Origin of the sequence: Methanosarcina sp. Kolksee, from assembly GCF_000969945.1 — an archaeon.
In the GTDB taxonomy this organism is placed as follows: domain Archaea; phylum Halobacteriota; class Methanosarcinia; order Methanosarcinales; family Methanosarcinaceae; genus Methanosarcina; species Methanosarcina vacuolata.
On sequence record NZ_CP009524.1, the window covers coordinates 1,167,896 to 1,185,431 of the forward strand.

At 38.5% G+C, this 17,536-nt stretch carries 14 protein-coding genes and 3 pseudogenes; 10 read left to right on the top strand and 7 right to left on the bottom strand.

Features of this window, described 5'->3' with window-relative positions; genetic code table 11:
- Positions 1-25: 25 nt before the first annotated feature.
- On the bottom strand, positions 26-1,216 hold the full coding sequence (locus MSKOL_RS19100) for an ISH3 family transposase (RefSeq protein WP_082091035.1): 1,191 nt from the start codon (positions 1,214-1,216) through the stop codon (positions 26-28).
- A gap of 579 nt (positions 1,217-1,795) precedes the next feature.
- Here MSKOL_RS19100 and MSKOL_RS19105 point away from each other — a divergent pair.
- Together MSKOL_RS19105 and MSKOL_RS05010 are read left to right on the top strand one after the other, a co-directional pair.
- A pseudogene (locus tag MSKOL_RS19105) lies at positions 1,796-2,458 on the top strand (hypothetical protein).
- 747 nt (positions 2,459-3,205) lie between these two features.
- The gene (locus tag MSKOL_RS05010; protein ID WP_048118857.1) at positions 3,206-3,811 is read left to right on the top strand and encodes a DUF4352 domain-containing protein; all 606 of its coding nucleotides are present in this window, start codon (positions 3,206-3,208) and stop codon (positions 3,809-3,811) included.
- Between the two features lie 290 nt (positions 3,812-4,101).
- On the opposite strand, the pseudogene MSKOL_RS19110 reads toward MSKOL_RS05010, so the two are convergent.
- Positions 4,102-4,329: pseudogene (locus tag MSKOL_RS19110) on the bottom strand (transposase); the annotation flags it as partial.
- A gap of 262 nt (positions 4,330-4,591) precedes the next feature.
- Here MSKOL_RS19110 and MSKOL_RS05015 point away from each other — a divergent pair.
- Complete coding sequence (locus MSKOL_RS05015) at positions 4,592-5,002, top strand: CidA/LrgA family protein (protein ID WP_231592453.1); 411 nt, start codon at positions 4,592-4,594, stop codon at positions 5,000-5,002.
- Positions 5,003-5,004: 2 nt separating this feature from the next.
- Positions 5,005-5,721 (top strand): LrgB family protein, encoded by a 717-nt coding sequence (locus MSKOL_RS05020; RefSeq protein ID WP_048118859.1) that lies wholly within the window; start codon positions 5,005-5,007, stop codon positions 5,719-5,721.
- Positions 5,722-5,866: 145 nt separating this feature from the next.
- Here MSKOL_RS05020 and MSKOL_RS05025 read toward each other — a convergent pair whose 3' ends face one another.
- A complete protein-coding gene (locus MSKOL_RS05025) occupies positions 5,867-6,271 on the bottom strand; it encodes an FxsA family protein (protein WP_048154087.1) in 405 nt (134 codons plus the stop codon).
- A gap of 590 nt (positions 6,272-6,861) precedes the next feature.
- Between MSKOL_RS05025 and MSKOL_RS05030 the strand changes: the two genes are divergently transcribed.
- Complete coding sequence (locus MSKOL_RS05030) at positions 6,862-8,049, top strand: lipopolysaccharide assembly protein LapB (protein WP_048118864.1); 1,188 nt, start codon at positions 6,862-6,864, stop codon at positions 8,047-8,049.
- 170 nt (positions 8,050-8,219) lie between these two features.
- Here the strand turns inward: MSKOL_RS05030 and MSKOL_RS05035 are convergent, their stop codons facing one another.
- On the bottom strand, positions 8,220-9,032 hold the full coding sequence (locus tag MSKOL_RS05035; protein WP_048118867.1) for a serine/threonine protein phosphatase: 813 nt from the start codon (positions 9,030-9,032) through the stop codon (positions 8,220-8,222).
- 504 nt (positions 9,033-9,536) lie between these two features.
- Between MSKOL_RS05035 and MSKOL_RS05040 the strand changes: the two genes are divergently transcribed.
- Both MSKOL_RS05040 and MSKOL_RS05045 read left to right on the top strand, forming a co-directional pair.
- Complete coding sequence (locus MSKOL_RS05040; protein ID WP_197078836.1) at positions 9,537-9,926, top strand: hypothetical protein; 390 nt, start codon at positions 9,537-9,539, stop codon at positions 9,924-9,926.
- Between the two features lie 611 nt (positions 9,927-10,537).
- Positions 10,538-11,587 carry a lipopolysaccharide assembly protein LapB gene (locus tag MSKOL_RS05045; RefSeq protein ID WP_048154091.1) on the top strand — a complete coding sequence of 350 codons (1,050 nt, stop codon included), beginning with the start codon at positions 10,538-10,540 and terminating at the stop codon, positions 11,585-11,587.
- Positions 11,588-11,629: 42 nt separating this feature from the next.
- On the opposite strand, the gene MSKOL_RS05050 is transcribed toward MSKOL_RS05045, so the two are convergent.
- Positions 11,630-12,355: a DUF434 domain-containing protein gene (locus tag MSKOL_RS05050; protein ID WP_048154095.1), complete on the bottom strand. Its 726-nt coding sequence runs from the start codon at positions 12,353-12,355 to the stop codon at positions 11,630-11,632.
- 198 nt (positions 12,356-12,553) lie between these two features.
- Between MSKOL_RS05050 and ala the strand changes: the two genes are divergently transcribed.
- Complete coding sequence (gene ala, locus MSKOL_RS05055) at positions 12,554-13,534, top strand: alanine dehydrogenase (protein WP_048118876.1); 981 nt, start codon at positions 12,554-12,556, stop codon at positions 13,532-13,534.
- Positions 13,535-14,553: 1,019 nt separating this feature from the next.
- Here the strand turns inward: ala and MSKOL_RS05060 are convergent.
- Positions 14,554-16,011, bottom strand: coding sequence for a cobyric acid synthase (locus tag MSKOL_RS05060; RefSeq protein ID WP_048118880.1), 1,458 nt, complete (start codon positions 16,009-16,011; stop codon positions 14,554-14,556).
- Positions 16,012-16,282: 271 nt separating this feature from the next.
- Between MSKOL_RS05060 and MSKOL_RS19120 the strand changes: the two genes are divergently transcribed.
- Positions 16,283-16,423: a transposase gene (locus MSKOL_RS19120; RefSeq protein WP_255351992.1), complete on the top strand. Its 141-nt coding sequence runs from the start codon at positions 16,283-16,285 to the stop codon at positions 16,421-16,423.
- A gap of 514 nt (positions 16,424-16,937) precedes the next feature.
- Positions 16,938-17,159, top strand: a complete 222-nt coding sequence (locus MSKOL_RS19125; RefSeq protein WP_197078837.1) for a hypothetical protein — start codon at positions 16,938-16,940, stop codon at positions 17,157-17,159.
- Positions 17,160-17,267: 108 nt separating this feature from the next.
- Here the strand turns inward: MSKOL_RS19125 and MSKOL_RS21550 are convergent.
- Positions 17,268-17,505: pseudogene (locus MSKOL_RS21550) on the bottom strand (ISH3 family transposase); the annotation flags it as partial.
- Positions 17,506-17,536 lie beyond the last annotated feature (31 nt).

Consider the following 17,536-nt stretch of genomic DNA (forward strand, 5'->3'; position numbering starts at 1 on the left):
TTAACCGATGACCAATGGAGATGAGTTATATTATAGTTAATCGAGTGCGTAGCACTCGATTTCTTTCTTCATTGACCCATCTCAAACAATCCAGTAACACACTAACAGGAATAAAATTCAGCGACCTTAGTCCATATCTTACAACTTTTTTTATGTCTTCATTTATTAATGATTTTAGCTCATAAGCTGTAATTTCTAGAACTGACTTTAGCATATTTAGCACATTGTACATGATGCATTGAATAATAAAGAACAATACTCTTGCTACTGGAGATTTTGTACATGATCGTATCTTGAACTCGTTTTTCACTCTATACCCAGTTTCTATATTCCATCGTTTTCTATATTCTTCAGGAATCATCTTTTCAAATTTCTCAATTGATTCTGCTTTTTTGTTTGTAGCAAACAGAAGATACTTTTTCTTTTTATCATTATATATTGCCACAACATTGAAAGAAGGTCCTCCTTTCTGGAATCGATATTCAAAAATAGTCGAAGTATTTCCATACTCTTTTTGATGATTTTTAAGTTCTCTATTGATAACCTGAGTCGATTTAGCTGCTATAACAAAATTGCCTTTAAGTTCATCCAACTTTGAAATTACATCTGTGTTAAAAAATTCTTTATCAAGGTATGTTGTTCCTGTTTTTACACCTATCGTTTTAAGTCTTTTGAATAAAGATTCGATTAAAAGAGAATAATTCTTGTTCAAACTATTGATGTCTATTACGTCAAGTGTTAAGTGAGAAGTTCCAATTATATCAAGAGTACAGAACGATTTACCCCATGAACTACCATTCTTTAGTTTTATTCCTCTAATACCAGGAGTATTTTTGTCTCCATAATACGAAATGTCATGAAAATCAATAGCTATATCATGAATATTGTTTTCAAGTTTCATCATCTTGAAAAGCTCAAGATTCATTTTTCTAAAAGAGGAAAGAATATCTTCAATTTTATTTTCTTTGATGTAATTGAAAATAGTATCTGCTGAAGGTATTCTTAAGTCAGGATTTTTTCTTTGCAAATCATTACTTGCAGATTCAAGAGAGTCTGTAGAGGATGTTGCGGCATGCAGCAATATGTTTAAAGTGTCCTGACATTCATAATTTGCAGATTCTGGCAAAGTTATTATATTATATTTGCTAATCAATTCAGAGGATACAGCCAGCAAGCTGGCTGTATCTGTGGTCATGGAATCGTTTTTTGTTGGCATTAAAAATAAATTCCATGATCTAATAAAACTTTTTTTCGGCTAATTCTAATTAGTTACTAATGTTCTAAATTCAGCATTCGGAACTTGGGTTATTCGGAACTACTGTCATATTCAATACATTAATATTCAATAATATTCAATATATTATTTTTTTTCATTTGTATACTTTTCATTTGTATATTTTTCTTTTTTGCTATTTGCAACCGTTAGGTCGTCCTTTATTATTTGGTTGATATTATTCCCAAGATGCTCGTAAAGTAGTTTTTAGGTCATTTTGTTCCGATCCTCAGTGCAACTGAAGCTGACTTGCGTTCCTTGCACAAAAACGCAAGTATTTGTCATTGAATACTTAACCATGGCAATATCAACCATATAACACTGGACGACCGAAATTGCCTATAACTTCTTTTTGTAGAGAATCAATTTTTATCGAATTAATATTATATATCTAAAAATTTATATGGGTCTTCGTCATTCCCTATGGATAAGATGATTTTCAATTCAAGACCGCATTGGTTTTTATGAGAATATTATGAGGATATCCACACAAAACAACGAAGAACCTTATATATTTATACTATTGGGAAACGAGGTCCAAAACCACGATTCATTAACGTTGCTTGTACGAACAAAAACTGCAAACTCTATGGTCTTACTAACCAAGGCAATGTTGTTGGAAATGGAACTTACATAAGTCGTGGAGAAAAAACAAGAAGATATCTTTGCCGCAATTGCAGTAAAGTATTCAACGACCATACAGATACTTTTTATCATAATCTTCGGAAAGCTGAGAAAACTATTGATTTAGCTTTAAAAATGTCTATGAAAGGTATGAGCATTGAAGACATTGCCGATGTTTTAGAGGTAGAATCTGCCAGTGTAAAACGATGGTTAGCTCGTGCAGCTAACCAATGCGATAAAGTAAATGACAGTATGTTGCGGATAAGTTAGTTGAGTCAGTTAAAAACATCTTTCTGATAAAATCCCTCTTTTAGGCAGGATAACAACAGAATTTCAAGAAAAACAATAGGGTTTTCAAAAACGAAAAAATGGTTAGAGTATCAAATGAGGTTATATTGCACGCATTTTACCTTCTGTAGAGGTCATGGAGGATTAAGGTACAAAGATGAAAGAGGGGTTGAATGAAAAAATACACCTGCAAGAGAGGCAGGAATTGTGGACTCAATATGGACTTTAAAGGAACTGCTGACATTCAGGTGTTTTAAAACGCCAATCAAATAAAAATAAACCATCAAAAAGTTCATTGAGTGTAAATTAAAGGATTTCCACTCAATTTGAGAGGATACAAATTTTCTGCCCAGTAACTTCTTGAGATTTGTGATTTTACTGAAAAATCGGCACTTTCTTCCTTACTTATGTAGAAATCGGTATTTTTTTAGCTAAATTCTCAAAATATATATAAAATTATTTTAAATTATTACATAATATTAATTTAAAAAAATTTATATACGGGTATACAAATGTTTACACTATGGCAGATGATAATTAACAGGATAAAAACGATAAAGCTGACATTCTAACTCCCTTCCAAATTGAGATAATAATCACTTGATATTGGTCATTTTGCTAATGGATAACCATCCTAACTATACTTTTGTGATTTAAAATTGTACAAAAGTATTATAAATCGGAATTTGGGATAGAGTTTCGATTTGTCTGCCTGCTTTCCTGCTGGATAAATTCACTTGCAAAACAGGAATATAGTCTATATTGATACCGATGGGAAAATATTATAATGAGACCAAAAATAACTTTTCAGCCTAAATAAAATAATATCAATAGCCTTCAGTAGAAGATTTAGCAAGAACTTCTTTTTGAAAGGATTTTCTTCAATTGTTGGTTATTGATTGCGTTTTTATCTTGATCAGTTATGACTCAAATTACATGTTTCACCAAAATCAGTATCGTTCAACTGATTTATTCAGGCTGAATAGTTACAACTGAAAAAGAAAAATGGAGTGTAAGGCGTTGAACAAAATTATAAAAATCATTCTTGGAATTTTTGTCTTAGTTTGTATAGTTGGTCTTTTAGTATCCGGTGGAAATAATAAGTCCGATGATAGTGCATCAAATCAGGTTCAAGAACCTGCTACAACTTCTGATTCCGCTGCTGCTACAACTTCTAATTCATCTGCTGCCACAACTTCTGAAGCCGCAACTGAACCAACACCTGAAACTTATAAAGTTGGTGACAGAGTTGTTGTCGGCGATAGGGCATATACAGTAACAGATATAAGAACTTCAAGTTCTGTAGGGGATGATTTTACAAAACAAACCGCAACCGGTATTTTTGTCATTGTAACCATGACTGTAGAAAACATTGGAAAAGAATCTGCAACGATGAGCTCTAGCGATGTAAAAATTATAGACTCTGAGGGGAGAACATTTGAAAGCGACACAGAAGCTTGGGCTGCTTTAAATGAAAATATTTTATTGAAACAGATTCAACCAGGACTTCCAGTTGTGGGGCAGACTATATTCGATGTACCAAAAGGAATTACTGCCAATCTGCAAGTATCTGAAGGGGGCTGGGGCACAGATAATAAGTTAATCTCTTTAGGTACAATTCAATAAAATTAAACTGTGAGGGTAAAATTTCCCCTCACTTTTTGGTTAGGGAATGATAAAAATATAATTTCAATTTTTAGTTCAGGAATTGGCCCATAGTTTCATTTTCCCAAATAATGATTCATGGCAACAAACTCCTTGATCCTACTTTCGGCAGCAAGCACATTCTAATATATTAATATATTTTAATTGCCATCTATTATAAGTTTAATTGAAAATCGTGGTCATGCGGATTGAATGTCTAATCCTATTTGTCATTTTTCCTTCTAGTCATAAATATATGATTCTTCGTCATTTCAAATGGGTAGTTTGAAATCTAACTTTCTTAATTTTAGATAGATCCTAATAATAAAATACAAAGTGTTTCGATACCCTCTAGCATTTCTTTTTATCAACTGTACAATACTGTTAATACCTTCCACAATTTCGTTAGTGACTCTGGAATCAAAGTAGTTTAGAATTCCATCCCAATGACTTTTAATGGCTTTAGCAACCTCAATTATTGCCTCTAATCTGCTATGAGAGTTGAATGCATCGCATGAATGTGTTTCTCAGATTTGGCTAAATTCTTAAATTTTCAGCAAATACATAAAATTTACTTTTACTCATACAATTTGAAGAGGATACGAAATCTGGGCCATGGAAAATTATTTTGAGTTTTGGGATCAGCTCAACCAAAAATTAAATATAGAGGAATTTTGTAGTCCCATTTCGATCAGGGAGGGAAAAACGACCTTGCTAAAACAATTTTCAATTATTCTTATCATTTATTTCCTTGGTGACCTGATGCAGAAAGCTTTAGGATTGCCAATTCCGGGCAATGTCCTGGGAATGCTCATTCTTTTCTTTAGCCTGTATACAGGTGTAATTAAACTCAATATGATAGACAAAATAAGTGATTTTTTACTGGAGAACATGGCTTTTTTCTTTCTTCCCGCAGGTGCCAGCTTAATAACCTGTTTTGCCTTGCTTGAAGGAAAAATGACTGATATTCTTGCAGTTTCCCTTATTTCTACCTTTATAATACTGGCTGTAACAGGGCTTACTGTGGAACTTGTTCAAAGGTTTTTCAGGAGAAAGCCGGTAAAAAGGGCCTGTCAAATAGAAAATATAGGCAATAAAGCTAATAATAACGAATCTGGAAGGAATACAAAAAGTGTGCATGCCCGTGAGAATAGAAGAGAGGAGGTGATCTGAAGTTGCAAACCGATTTTTTGAATGAGTTTGTCAATATGCCTCTGTTTGGGATCTTACTCTCTTTAGTAGCTTTCCAGATAGGCACACTATTATATAAAAAGACCCAGTTTTCTATTCTTAACCCTCTGCTTGTGGCTTCTGTACTTGTAATGGTTTTCCTGCTCTTCTTTGGAATCAATTATGAAACTTACAACCTTGGAGGAAATTATATTTCTTTCTTCCTGGGGCCTGCAACTGTGGTTCTTGCAGTACCTCTCTATAAAAAGATCCAGCTATTGAAAAGTAATGCACTTCCTATCCTTGCAGGAATAATTGCAGGCTGCATAGCCGGGATCTCAAGTATTCTTGCTCTTTCCAACCTGTTAGGGCTTGACGATACCATAAGCAGATCTCTTGCTCCCAAGTCCGTAACTACTCCTATAGGAATTGAAATCTCAAAACAGATAGGTGGCCTGCCTGCAATAACAGTAGCTGCAATCGTATTTACCGGAATTATAGGTGCTATTTTGGGCCCGTTTATCTGCCGCTGCTTCCGAATAAAAGATAAAGTTGCAGTTGGTGTCGCAATCGGCACCGCATCCCATGCGCTTGGAACAACAAGGGCAATAGAACTTGGAGAAACCGAAGGGGCAATGAGCGGACTTTCAATAGGAATCGCAGGCTTAATTACGGTTTTTCTGGTTCCCCTGCTGCTTTATGTCTTTGGGCTTATAACTTGAATGGCAAATGGCAGATTTCAAACAGATCAAAATTCATTTTCGGATGCAGATATTAAGTAAAAATTCTAAGTAAAAATTCCGGTTTCAGGGCAAAATATTACACTACAATCAATTTTTCCCGATATTTTAAATGACGTATCCGGGATCATCGGAAATCCGTGTACATTCTCATCTGCCACTGACCGTTCTGTATCTTTTTTCTTATAACCCCTTTTGCCATTTCCACATAGATTCCTCTTATCTGCGGTATGAGCATGGAGAGCCCTATTATATCGGTCAGAAAACCCGGAGTTATAAGGGCAAAGCTTCCAACTAACACAAAGAACCCATGCAGGAGCTCGTTTCCGGGCATATATCCCATGCTTGTTGCTTCCTGTATCTCGCGAAGCACGCGAAGACCCTGGGATTTTGCAAGGTAAGCGCCCAGACTTGCGGTTGTCAGAATAATAAGCACGGTGTTTAAGGCTCCGACCATTCCCCCGATCTTGATGAGCAGATAAAGCTCAATAACGGGGATGATTAGGAAAATCGAGAAGAGTTTAAAAAACATGCTAATCATTTTCAGAATTTTAAATTTATATCTTTATTGTTGATTAAGTACTTATTAACGTTTAATACATGTTAGTAATAGTTAAAATATGCTTTTAAATTTTGGCCTGCCTTATTGATGTTACATTTTCCTGCTTTTTTCGTTCTGAGATTCTATTTTCCTGATTTCTCAATTATTCTCCTCTAAAGTCGATTTACTTCCATTCCCTTTCAGTTTTTCTACTGGAACTTTCTTTTCAATTCCAAACAATAATTATTATATTTTTATAAATTTTCATTTATTTTTCATCTATTCCCTGCCTTAACAGGTCTATTTCTATCATGAAAAGTTCTCTTTGTCAGGAAAGCACTGTTGCTTTAAGAGAGCAACTATTTTATTTAGCGATAAAAAGGGATAGGCTGTTATACGATTGCTATAATATTATGTTCGTGATCTAACGCACTATTTAATGAAATAATATTATACTAAAGATTGTACGCAATACTAGCGCACTAATATATTCTATAAAACGTAAAATATACTCCGGATGTTACAAAGATAGTTTCGCCTATCCCCCTAAAAAGTGTTTGTTTTTCTGAGGTGCCGGATATATGGACTTCGATGCAATTGATGACTTTGTATATAAAGTAATTGGGACTATAGGATCCGATCAGAAGAATCTGTGTTCTGCGATTGATTTTGCCCTGGATCTTGCGGAAGAAAAATCGTTTTCCCCCTATGATTTGCTTGACCTTTCGAATGCCTGTAAGCAGCAGAAAATGGTTATGGAAGAATATGTTTTCGCAAAAGCCTGCTTCATAAGGGCTTCCGGAAAGCTTCGTGAAGAAGCCTGTTTTGCGCTGGGCACTGCAGCGCAAATTCTGGGATTTTCCCTTGAGGCTGAAGCAAGCTATCTGGAGGCTCTAAAAGAAAATCCAGAAAATGGAGATGTAAGGTGTGCCTATGCCGAACTTCTTTTAGAACTTGGAAGGACAGAAGCGGCTGAGACGGAATATAAAATTGTACTTGAAGCTTCTCCAGAACATGTAAAAGCAAATACAGGATATGCTTACCTCCTGACCGAGTACGGGTATGTAAGGGAAGCTGAAGAGTGCTACTCAAGAGCGCTTACGACAGATCCTGACTATGTCCCTGCCAGAGGAGGGTATGCAAACATGCTCTTTGAGCTGGGAAGGCTCAGGGGCGCGGAAAAGGAATACAGGCTTGCAATAGAACTGGACCCTGAAGACCCAAGCCTCCACCACAATTTCGGAGTTTTACTTTCTTTTCTGGGGCGCTCTTCAGAAGCCGAAGTTGAATACAGACAAGCTCTTTCTCTTAACCCGCGACACAGGAGAACTCTTTTTAACTACGGAAATCTCCTTGCAAGAGAAGGCAGGGTTTCAGAAGCCGAAGCACAATACATGGAAGCTCTTTCCCTTGACCAGAACGATGCAAAAGTCCATTCCAATTATGCAAATCTTCTGGCCCGCTTCGGAAGAAGATACGAAGCTGAAATGGAATACAAGAAAGCACTCAGTCTGGACCCCGAGAGTGCCGAAGGACATTACAGTTATGGAAACCTTCTTTCGGAGATCGGGCGCCTTGACGAAGCTAAGAACCAGTATGAACAGGCTCTTGTCCTGAATCCCTATTATCCCCCGATTCACTACAGTTATGGCCTTCTTATGAGAAAGATGGGGCGCTTTGACGAAGCCAAAAAGGAATATACGAAAGCCATGCAGCTCGATCCGGATATCGGAAGCAAAATGACCGAAACCTGGATTATTCTGGACTAAAAAAATGTCTGGAATTTTGTCTGATCTTTCCCTAACTTATTCTGATCAAAATAACATCCAACCCGGCATTTTCTTTTTTACTTTTTATTAATCCTTTGAATATGTGCTGACATATTCGAAACAAATTACAGTAGAGTTTTTTGGTAAGCTTTTTTTTGGTAAGCTTCCTTTCATTCATACTGCTTTCCAAAGACAAAAAGTTTAATCTCTTCTTTTTCAAATAGCGCAAAAGCCGCCGCATTCCCCAGTCCAACATAGTCAGGGCAGGAAAAAAGGGAGAGCAATTTCTCATCAAACCACCATTTGTACCCATTTTCAAGGGCTGTGTGGCCTCTTATAATCCTTTTCAGGTTATTTGTCTGTAAAAAACCATCTACAATATCTGGCCCGAATTCTTTTACAGTCGAACCCCGGGTCGAAGCGGTGATTCCGGGACGTTTTGAAGGATCGTTCCAGAGATAAGAAAAAGCGAAGGCTTCTTCCTTCCTGATGCTATCAATGCTGCCGGTTCCGTTAATTCCGCCGTGTACGCAAAATGTATGCCCCGAAAGTACAGCTGCTATCGGCATTTTATCATATGTCTGGCTGGCCCTTAAAAGAAAACCCTGATCGAAACCGATTTCCTCATAAAAGCCGTAGTAGAGGTTCATATCCACAGTTTCGTGATTTCCCCTGAGTAAGAATATATGCTCAGGCTCTTCAAGCTTCAGTCGAAAAACCCTTGTAAGTACTTCGACACCTTGAGGTCCTCTATCCACATAATCTCCAAGAAAAAGAATGTTCTTACAGTTCATTTCTTGCCTTTTTTCTATTATGAATTCAAGGGCCTGAAGGTCCCCGTGAATATCTCCAATAACCATTATAGGCTCGGCGCCAATTCGAAGCACGGCTGGTTCCGACTCCAAAACTCGGTCTATTTTCGGAAGAATAAGAAGTAGTTCTTCTTTTGCGGTAATTTTTCTGGAGACCTTTCCTGATACCATGGGTTCACCTCTGTTCAAGTTCTTCTTAGAGAGCCGATCTGAAATTTTCTATATGTGCTCTCTTAGGGAAGCTAATCTAAAAGCGTTCTTTAGATACAGGGAATTTTTATGCGATAAACATTTCCAGGCTTCAAGAAGAAGTCCTTCCAGGATTCTTATACCAGCAAATTCTCAATTTTTGTTCGTGAAGGCAGGCTTATAGTGTCAAAGTCTAAAATCAAGTATGTAAACTTAATAGCTTAAGCAGTAAAAGTTCAAGCAGTTAAAAGTTCAAGCAGTTAAAAGTTCAGGCAACTTAAATTTCAGGCAACTAGGTGGACAACAAAAAGTTCAGACAAAGAAGTTCAGACAAAGAAGTTCAGACAAAGAAGTTCAGACAAAGAAGTTCAGACAAAGAAGTTCAAACAAAGAAGTTCAGACGACAAGGCGTTTGGACAATTAAAAATCCATAAATTACATCTATTTATAAAATTCTTTATTCAGCATATACACGGAGGCAGATTTATGGAACTTGATATTAATGAGCAGGGTCCTGAAGATATGGATCTTACAGATGTTGTGCTTGAATACGATGATATTGTCTCTGCAATCTCAGTTCTGGAAAAGCGCAGAGAGGAATTGAGAACTCATATCCTCAACACCTTCAAGGAAAAAGAGATCGATGTATTGAGAGTTGGAGATGTGGAACTCAGGCGGCAGAAGGTTGACTGGAAACTCTGGCATATCAACAGGTTAAAACCCTATCTTACGAAGAAAGGTCTCTGGGACATAGTTGAATCAGTTGACAGGAAAAATCTCAGCAGATTGATAGAAAAAGGAATCCTGACTGAAGAAGAACTTCAGGGTACATATGATGTAGAAACGCGTTACAATTTACGTGTAAAAAGAGCCTGAACAGATCGGAAGAAGTAGTCTGAAGGAGCAGGAACGAATTTTTAGGTGAAGGATCGGGTACTATACAGTGTACACGTAGGCAGGTTCCGAATGAATGAAATTAAGTAAAATCTAAATGAATAGAGAAGCCTTCAGGTGAAAACTCGAGAAAAGTAATTTTTTTCATTTTCTCTTTTTCATTTTCTCTTTTTCATTTTCTCTTTTTCATTTTCTCTTTTTCATTTCTTCTTTTTCATCTCTTCTTTTTCATTTTCTCTTTTTCATTTCTTCTTTTTCATTTCTTCTTTTTCATTTCTTCTTTTTCATTTCTTCTTTTTCATTTTCTCTATTTCATTTTCTCTATTTCATTTTCTCTATTTCATTTTCTCTATTTCATTTTCTCTTTTTCATTTCTTTTTTTTCATTTTCTCTTTTTCATTTTCTCTTTTTCATTTTCTCTTTTCGATTCTCTATTTCTCTGAATTTCGAATATGGCAGCTTTTTTAATATATTATAAAATTGTTTTTTTAATATTTCATCTGTCGTTTTTTATTCAGATAGGGAGACGGCCAACTATATATATCCAGCCGAATAAAATCTCTTTAAAGGTAAATTTCAGGAGGTTTTTAGACATGGAGATTGATGCTGTAGACGAGCTGGTGTTTCATGTAATCGAACAGGTTGCAGCTGATAACTGTGACTTCGATAAGGTCGTTGAGTTTGTCGTTTCTTTCTCAGATGAGCATTCGCTTTCCCAGGAAATCCTGCTGAAACTTTCGTCTATTTTTGAAAAAGATTCAATGTGCAGGGAGAAATATGTAATTACCAGAGCCTGTGCTTTGTTATTCTCAGGAAAAGCCCAGGAAGACGCCCTTATGGAAGCAGGAAAAACAGCTTATTCACTGGGACTTGATGAACTTGCTATACGGGAATTCAAAGAACTCCTCCAGCAGAACCCAAAAAATGTAGAAGCACTTTGCGGGTATGGGACAGTTCTGGTGAGAGAAGGAAAAAACAATGCTGCACGAGTTCAATACGAAAAGGCTCTGGAAGTCAATCCTTCCCACGTAGATACGCTTTGCAATTACGGCTGCCTGCTTTACAGGCTCAAAAAACTGGATGAAGCTGAAGAAGTATATAACCGAGTTTTGATTCTTGACCGAGATAATGTGAGCGCCCACTGTGGATATGGGATTCTACGTTCCAAACGCGGGAAAATGACGGAAGCAAGTTACCACTATACTCGAGCTCTTGAACTTGAACCTGGTCATGTGGAATCCAATTTTCGCTATGCCCGTCTCCTTGAAGAAAAAGGAGAACCCCTTGATGCCGAGAAACATTACATAGTAGCCCTCAAAGCCAATCCTGATGACCCGCGCCCGCACCTTTTCTATGCCCGTTTGCTTGCAGAACACGGGTTTATTCACGGAGCAAGGGTGCACTTCAGGTGTGCTCTTAAACTGAACCCTGAGGATGTTGAAGCTCATTGTGAATATGCCAGCCTGCTTGCCAGATTTGGGCACAGGCACGAAGCTGAGGTGCAGTACAAAAAAGCTCTTGAGCTTGACCCCGGGCACTTCGGAACCCTGAGAGGGTATGCAGATTTGCTAAAAGAAAAAGGGCAGTATACAGCCGCCGAAGAAATTTACAGGCAGGCCGAGTTCTTTAAACGGAGCGCCTGAAAAAGGAATGCCTGACAACCGATTAATATAACTGATAACCGATTAATATAGCCTGATCGGTTCGATTCCCATTTTTTCCATAAGGCAAGCAGGGATGTCGAGTATCTCCAGGGCCGAATCTATAATAATCCCATCGGAAGTTGCCAAAACTATCTTTTTTTCAGAATTTCCTCCCTCATTTTTCAGCTCAAAGTCCGCGATTTTTGAGGTTTTTGCCTCGCCTAAAATTCCGTATTCTTTCATTTTGTGGCGAATGAAACCTGCAAGCTCTCCACTTCGGCTAATCTGGGCGTCAAGGAGAAAAACAACTGATTTTGGACCTGTTTCGGAAAAAAACTTTAGGACTGCATTGATGGCTTTTTCGATATCTTCGGCCTGTTTTGCTTTGCTAAAATAGTAGCGTGTATCTCTTATATACCCGTCATCACAGAACCACATGGGTTCTTTTTTTAGCAGGCTGTCCACACTTAGCAGGACATTGTACCCGTCAAGGAGAAGATCCCTATCTTTTATGTCTGTGCATGATACTTTTTTATTTATTCTGGAAACTATCCTGTCCGGGGGCATGATCACTCTTGTGAGAATGTATCGTTCTTCCAGACTGAGCTGGAAGTGGTCAGCCACAAAGCGGATGGTCGCAAACTTCGGATAGCTCCACCGGAGTATGCTCCGGATATCCCGTGCAGGTTTGAGTAATTTTTCTTTGAGTAATTCCTCTTTCAGACAGGAACCAGAAAGATCGGCTGAACTTACATGCGTATCTCTCATTAATGGTTTTCTCCTTTTGGGAAGGGAGTTCTTTAAATGAGTGAAGATATATGTTATATATACATATTTGCAGAAATAAAAATACTAATGTGATCTCAGGCCATCGGTTTGCCTCTTTGGTTTTTATTTCGGTTCTGTTCAATTTTGTCTTGATTTTCAGCTGTGGGCCAGCTCACGGTTCCAGCTGGAGGGTTTAGTATGGAAATATTATGGCTGGCTCAGGAAGAAGTAACAAGTGTTATAGATATGAGTTCTGATATGCAGGTCGTAGAAAGGGCTTTCAGGCAGCATGGGTTGGGCAGAGTTCAGATGCCTCCCAAGTCCTACCTTTACTATACGGCATATAACGGAGACCTGCGGACAATGCCTGCATATCTTGAGGAGGAGAATATTACTGGCGTGAAAATTGTAAATGTCCATCCCGGAAACCCAGATCGTGGGCTTCCCACGGTAATGGCGCTTATTGTCCTTATTTCTCCGGAAACAGGTGCTCCTATGGCAATTATGGACGGAACCTACCTGACTGATATCCGGACAGGAGCTGCAGGGGGAATTGCTGCAAAATACCTTGCAAGAAAGGATTCAAAGGTTATAGGCCTTGTTGGGGCCGGAAATCAGGCAAAGACCCAGTTAAAAGCTCTCTGCGAGGTTTTTGAGCCCGAACTGGTAAGGGTTACTTCCAGGACAAAGGAGAGCTCTGAACAATTTATCCGGGAAATGGCAAATATTACTCCCTGTGAAATCCGTTATGAAGAAAACATTAAGAAGGTCTGCGACTGCGATATCCTTGTTACGACCACTCCTTCCAGAAAACCTATCGTAAAGGCCCAGTGGATCAATGAAGGCACTCACATAAACGCAATAGGGGCTGATGCAGTAGGAAAAGAAGAACTTGATCCCGAACTTTTAATCAGGTCCAAGATAATTGTGGATGATATTGTCCAGGCCCTTCACTCCGGAGAAGTAAACGTTCCTCTCTCCAAGCACTATATCTCGGAAAACGATGTTCATGCCGAGCTAGGTGAGGTAATTGTCGGCCTGAAACCAGGCAGGACAAGTGATGAAGAAATTACAATCTTTGATTCAACAGGCCTTGCCATTCAGGACGTTGCAAGCGCACACCTGGTTTATGAGAGGGCTGTCAGTAAAGGGCTCGGGAAGCATGTTCTTATGTTCTAACCCCCCGAGTCCCGTCTCGGGAGGACGGGTCCGTTTCGCTCACTTCGTTCGCTCAAGCGGGGCAATTTCTAGAGATATACACGAATTTTGCTTAGGGAGAACTGTCCAAGTTGCACTTTGGGTCACATAATATAGCCTTTTGAAGAAACTGCTTGCCCGCAAGCTTTTTCAAAAAAGGCTTGAGCGAAAACCCGAGAAACGTTTGATTTTGAGGAAACTATTCTCTAACCCTATCGGCGTGATCACAAGCCTTTTGAAAAAAAGCTTGAGCGAAAAAAAACCAAGCAACGAAGTTATCGGCGTGGTCAACTGGCCCAAAGGTTGCAGCCAAACGGTTACGGGTCAACGGTTGCTCTGAAGAGACAATTTTAGTTGAACATTGCTTTCCACCCGGCAAGCGGACTAATTTTTAGAGTTAAGGCTATTCGCGTCTTCGATATATCTGGTCGCTATAGAGGTTGTAGCGGATTAAAACCAGAGCTGTTGCGGGTGAGAAATGGTGAATATAAGAAGGGCGGGATTATTTTTCCCACACTTTATTTCTTTTTCGTGGTTGTAAAGTCCGAATGGGGATTCCCTTACACGATGGTCTGTAGTGTAATTAGTTAGGACCATTGAAAGCTAAAAAAGAAAACAAATAGGTCACAGGTATTCCTTCCTGGTTAGAAGCGAGAGAAGTTTAACATGAATCTTTAAATTCGAAACTATAATAGAACAAATTCACAATGCATAAATAACTAGCAGTAAACCATATATTATTGAGTGGTTTCTGGAGACCGGTTATACCCCCCACGAATACTGTACTTTGTCCCCAAATATTCCAGGTTTTTAGTTCCGACTATTATTAATGTTCTCCTGAAACCACTCAATTCTTTTTTTACGGTCAATACTCTTTTTACGCACAATGCCTTTTCTAAAAAAGTTTAATCAGGTGCTCTACCTTGTACACCTGAATATTCTGGTGCCTGCAGTTTTCAGATCCTTATTTTTCAGATCCTTATTTTTCAGATCCTTGTTTTTCAGATACCTATTATTTCGTAGAGTTTTTCCATTTCAAGGTTCTGCTCAACTACATTTGCAAGTTCTTCGTAGGCATCGTTTTCGGTCATGGCGTTTTCAGGGCTGTACTCAAGTCCTTTTTTCTCGTAGAGGTATTGCATAAGAGCGTCTCTTATATTTTTATTGTCGAAGAGTCCATGCAGGTAAGTTCCGATTACCAGACCTGTCTCATCGATTGCTCCGTCATTTCCGAAGATGTTACGGGAAGAGTCGGTTATGCCCATATGGATTTCATATCCTTTTATTTCCTCTCCGTCTATTGGAGCTAGTATCGGGCCGTAAGCATTCACTTTTTTCGTGACCTGGATTGTCCTCTTTTTGTATTCTCCGAACTTTGTCCCTATGTTCAGAAGCCCCAGGCCTTCGAATTCGGCTTCGACTCCGTTTTCAACTCCGGAATCATAAATTGTCTTTCCGAGCATCTGGTAGCCGCCGCAGACCCCGAAAATTGGGATTTTTCCTTTATATGCCTGGATTTTCTCTGCCATGCCGCTTGCTTTAAGGTCGAGAAGGTCATTAACCGTGTTCTTTGTGCCCGGAATCATGATCGCATCCGGAGTTCCTAGGTCTTCGTCAAGTTCCACATAGCGGATTTTAGCAGATCCTTCCAGGGGTTCGAAGTCCGTAAAGTTCGATATTCTTGGCAGGCGGATGACTGCGATCTCGATTTCTTTTTCGTTTTTCTCGGCTTCTTTATCTTCAAGTGAGACCGAGTCTTCAGAAGGAATGTTAAGCTTAAAATAAGGAAGGACTCCAAGTACTGGAATGCCGGTCTTTTCTTCAAGTTGTTTCAGGCCTGGCTTCAGGATTTCCAGATCGCCTCTGAATTTGTTTATAATAAATCCTTTGACGTTTTTCCGTACATCTTCTGGAAGAAGTGCAATTGTACCGTAGAGGCTTGCAAAAACTCCTCCTCTCTCTATGTCTCCAACAAGGATTATGGGAGCCTGTGTAAGCCTTGCAGTGCCGATATTTACAATATCCCTTTCGTAGAGGTTAATCTCGGCGGCCCCTCCCGCTCCTTCCATGACAATGATATCATGTTCTTTGAAGAGCCTTTCAAGAGCTCCTTCAAGTACTTCATTCATTTCTGCGATGGAATCGTAGTATTGACCTGCGCTCCTGTCGGCGTAAGGTTCTCCCAGCAGGATTATCTGGGAAACGCAGTCTCCTTTGGGTTTTAGAAGAACGGGATTCATATCGGCAGTGGGCTCAGTGCCTGCGGCTTTTGCCTGAATTGCCTGGGCAATGCCTATTTCCTTTCCGTCTTTTGTAATCCAGGAATTCAGGCTCATGTTCTGAGCCTTGAAGGGGGCAACCCTGTATTCTCTTGAAAGGATTCTGCATATGGCAGTCACGACTGAACTTTTCCCAACATGGGAAGCAGTTCCCAGGATCAAGACGCTTTTCTTTTCCATTTTTACCACACCTTCTGCTCGAACGCTTCTTTTTTAAACTTACTTTTATAATTCTTATAAATTGGCTGTTATTTTTCTCCTGAGGATGAAAATCAAGTAAACTTGTTTATTTTAAATATTTCTTTTCTTATACTTCAACTAAAGAATAAATACTTTCGGATTAACTGAAGGTCTTGTTTATCTGCTTTAAAAAACTGACCGGATTTCAGGCTTTTACCTTTTTTGGAGCAAGTTAAGCACATGACAAAAAAACCACAATCTTGCAAAGCACATTCTTGATGCTACCTGGAGTAAACTTGTAACTTATACTTCCTACAAAACTGAAAACGCTGGTAGAAACGTAATACTTGTTAACCCAAAGAATACCTCTCAAATGTGCTCAGTCTGTGGTCAAATAGTCAAAAAAGGGTAGTGGGTTTGAATCATTGAAAACCGAAAGCGCAAGAATCTCTCAATATATTCATTAAATACGTGAGATGTACTCGCTTTTTCGGAATTGATCAATAACTCAGGGACACGACCCAAAAAAGAACTAAGAGAGAACTCATAATTGTCCTTTCTGTGGATTATCTATTGACCGTGATCTTAATGCTGCTATAAAGCTGCTATAAATGTTCTCAGATTGGGATTACAATCTGACCGTAAAATCGGAAGATGCCCGTCACTTCAATGAGAGGAGTAGGCACCTGATGTTTACATAATAAAGCATAGCGAACAAGAGCGAACAAAAACCTTGTGCCGGAATCCTCATTAACTGATCACTGTATTATCGTTCTCTGTTAACTTATTAATTCTACTTAATATCTGAAATAAGCTGCAGGAAAAGGCTCCCATAGGGTACATCTATAACATATTTTAATTCCTAATATTTTTTAATTGAATCCCAATACAAATATTTATATTGATTGGCAGATATTTATAATGTAATGGAAAACAGTAGAGAATATCAGCTTTACCTTGAAGCTCTGGACACTGAAAGATCGGCGTGGGGAAGACGAACGGCAGTAAAGCGGCTCTGTGACTGTAAAACCGAGGAGTCTCTATACTACCTGAATGAGCTCATAGTTGACAGATATTGCATTGTGCCTGATTGGCTCAAGAAGATCGCAAGAGAGTATTACGTATCTCTATGCCTCGAATTTCTCTGAGATTAATCTTTTACGAATTTGGTTTTTTCGGGGCGTTTTTCGGAAAAACACATATAGGAGAAGTAGTAACTTCAGTAATTCACTAAAAATCCTTTCTCTATGTGTTTCGTTTTTTAATAGGAAAGATATCAGTGCATAAAAGTACCTGATAATTGCGTTTTTAGATGAGGTCTCTGGTTTAACTACAATTCTCATCCTGTATGAAGATTCAATAGCAAAATCTTCTTCTGTAAACTGCACTAACCCCCTGGAGACCATTTGACTTCAAAAACGACAAAATTTATATCTGCACATTCTCGTTTTTTCTTTTGCATTTAAGATACTTAACGTCAATCTCACATTCGACCCACTCTCGAAAATGAAACTTATTCATACTG

Bases quoted from the DNA above. Each gene is read 5' to 3' on its own strand.
- MSKOL_RS19100 (WP_082091035.1), bottom strand. From the start codon at position 1,216: ATGCCAACAAAAAACGATTCCATGACCACAGATACAGCCAGCTTGCTG.
- MSKOL_RS05015 (WP_231592453.1), top strand. From the start codon at position 4,592: ATGCAGAAAGCTTTAGGATTGCCAATTCCGGGCAATGTCCTGGGAATG.
- MSKOL_RS05025 (WP_048154087.1), bottom strand. From the start codon at position 6,271: ATGTTTTTTAAACTCTTCTCGATTTTCCTAATCATCCCCGTTATTGAG.
- MSKOL_RS05030 (WP_048118864.1), top strand. From the start codon at position 6,862: ATGGACTTCGATGCAATTGATGACTTTGTATATAAAGTAATTGGGACT.
- MSKOL_RS05035 (WP_048118867.1), bottom strand. From the start codon at position 9,032: ATGGTATCAGGAAAGGTCTCCAGAAAAATTACCGCAAAAGAAGAACTA.
- MSKOL_RS05040 (WP_197078836.1), top strand. From the start codon at position 9,537: ATGGAACTTGATATTAATGAGCAGGGTCCTGAAGATATGGATCTTACA.
- MSKOL_RS05045 (WP_048154091.1), top strand. From the start codon at position 10,538: ATGGAGATTGATGCTGTAGACGAGCTGGTGTTTCATGTAATCGAACAG.
- MSKOL_RS05050 (WP_048154095.1), bottom strand. From the start codon at position 12,355: ATGAGAGATACGCATGTAAGTTCAGCCGATCTTTCTGGTTCCTGTCTG.
- ala (WP_048118876.1), top strand. From the start codon at position 12,554: ATGGAAATATTATGGCTGGCTCAGGAAGAAGTAACAAGTGTTATAGAT.
- MSKOL_RS05060 (WP_048118880.1), bottom strand. From the start codon at position 16,011: ATGGAAAAGAAAAGCGTCTTGATCCTGGGAACTGCTTCCCATGTTGGG.
- MSKOL_RS19125 (WP_197078837.1), top strand. From the start codon at position 16,938: ATGGAAAACAGTAGAGAATATCAGCTTTACCTTGAAGCTCTGGACACT.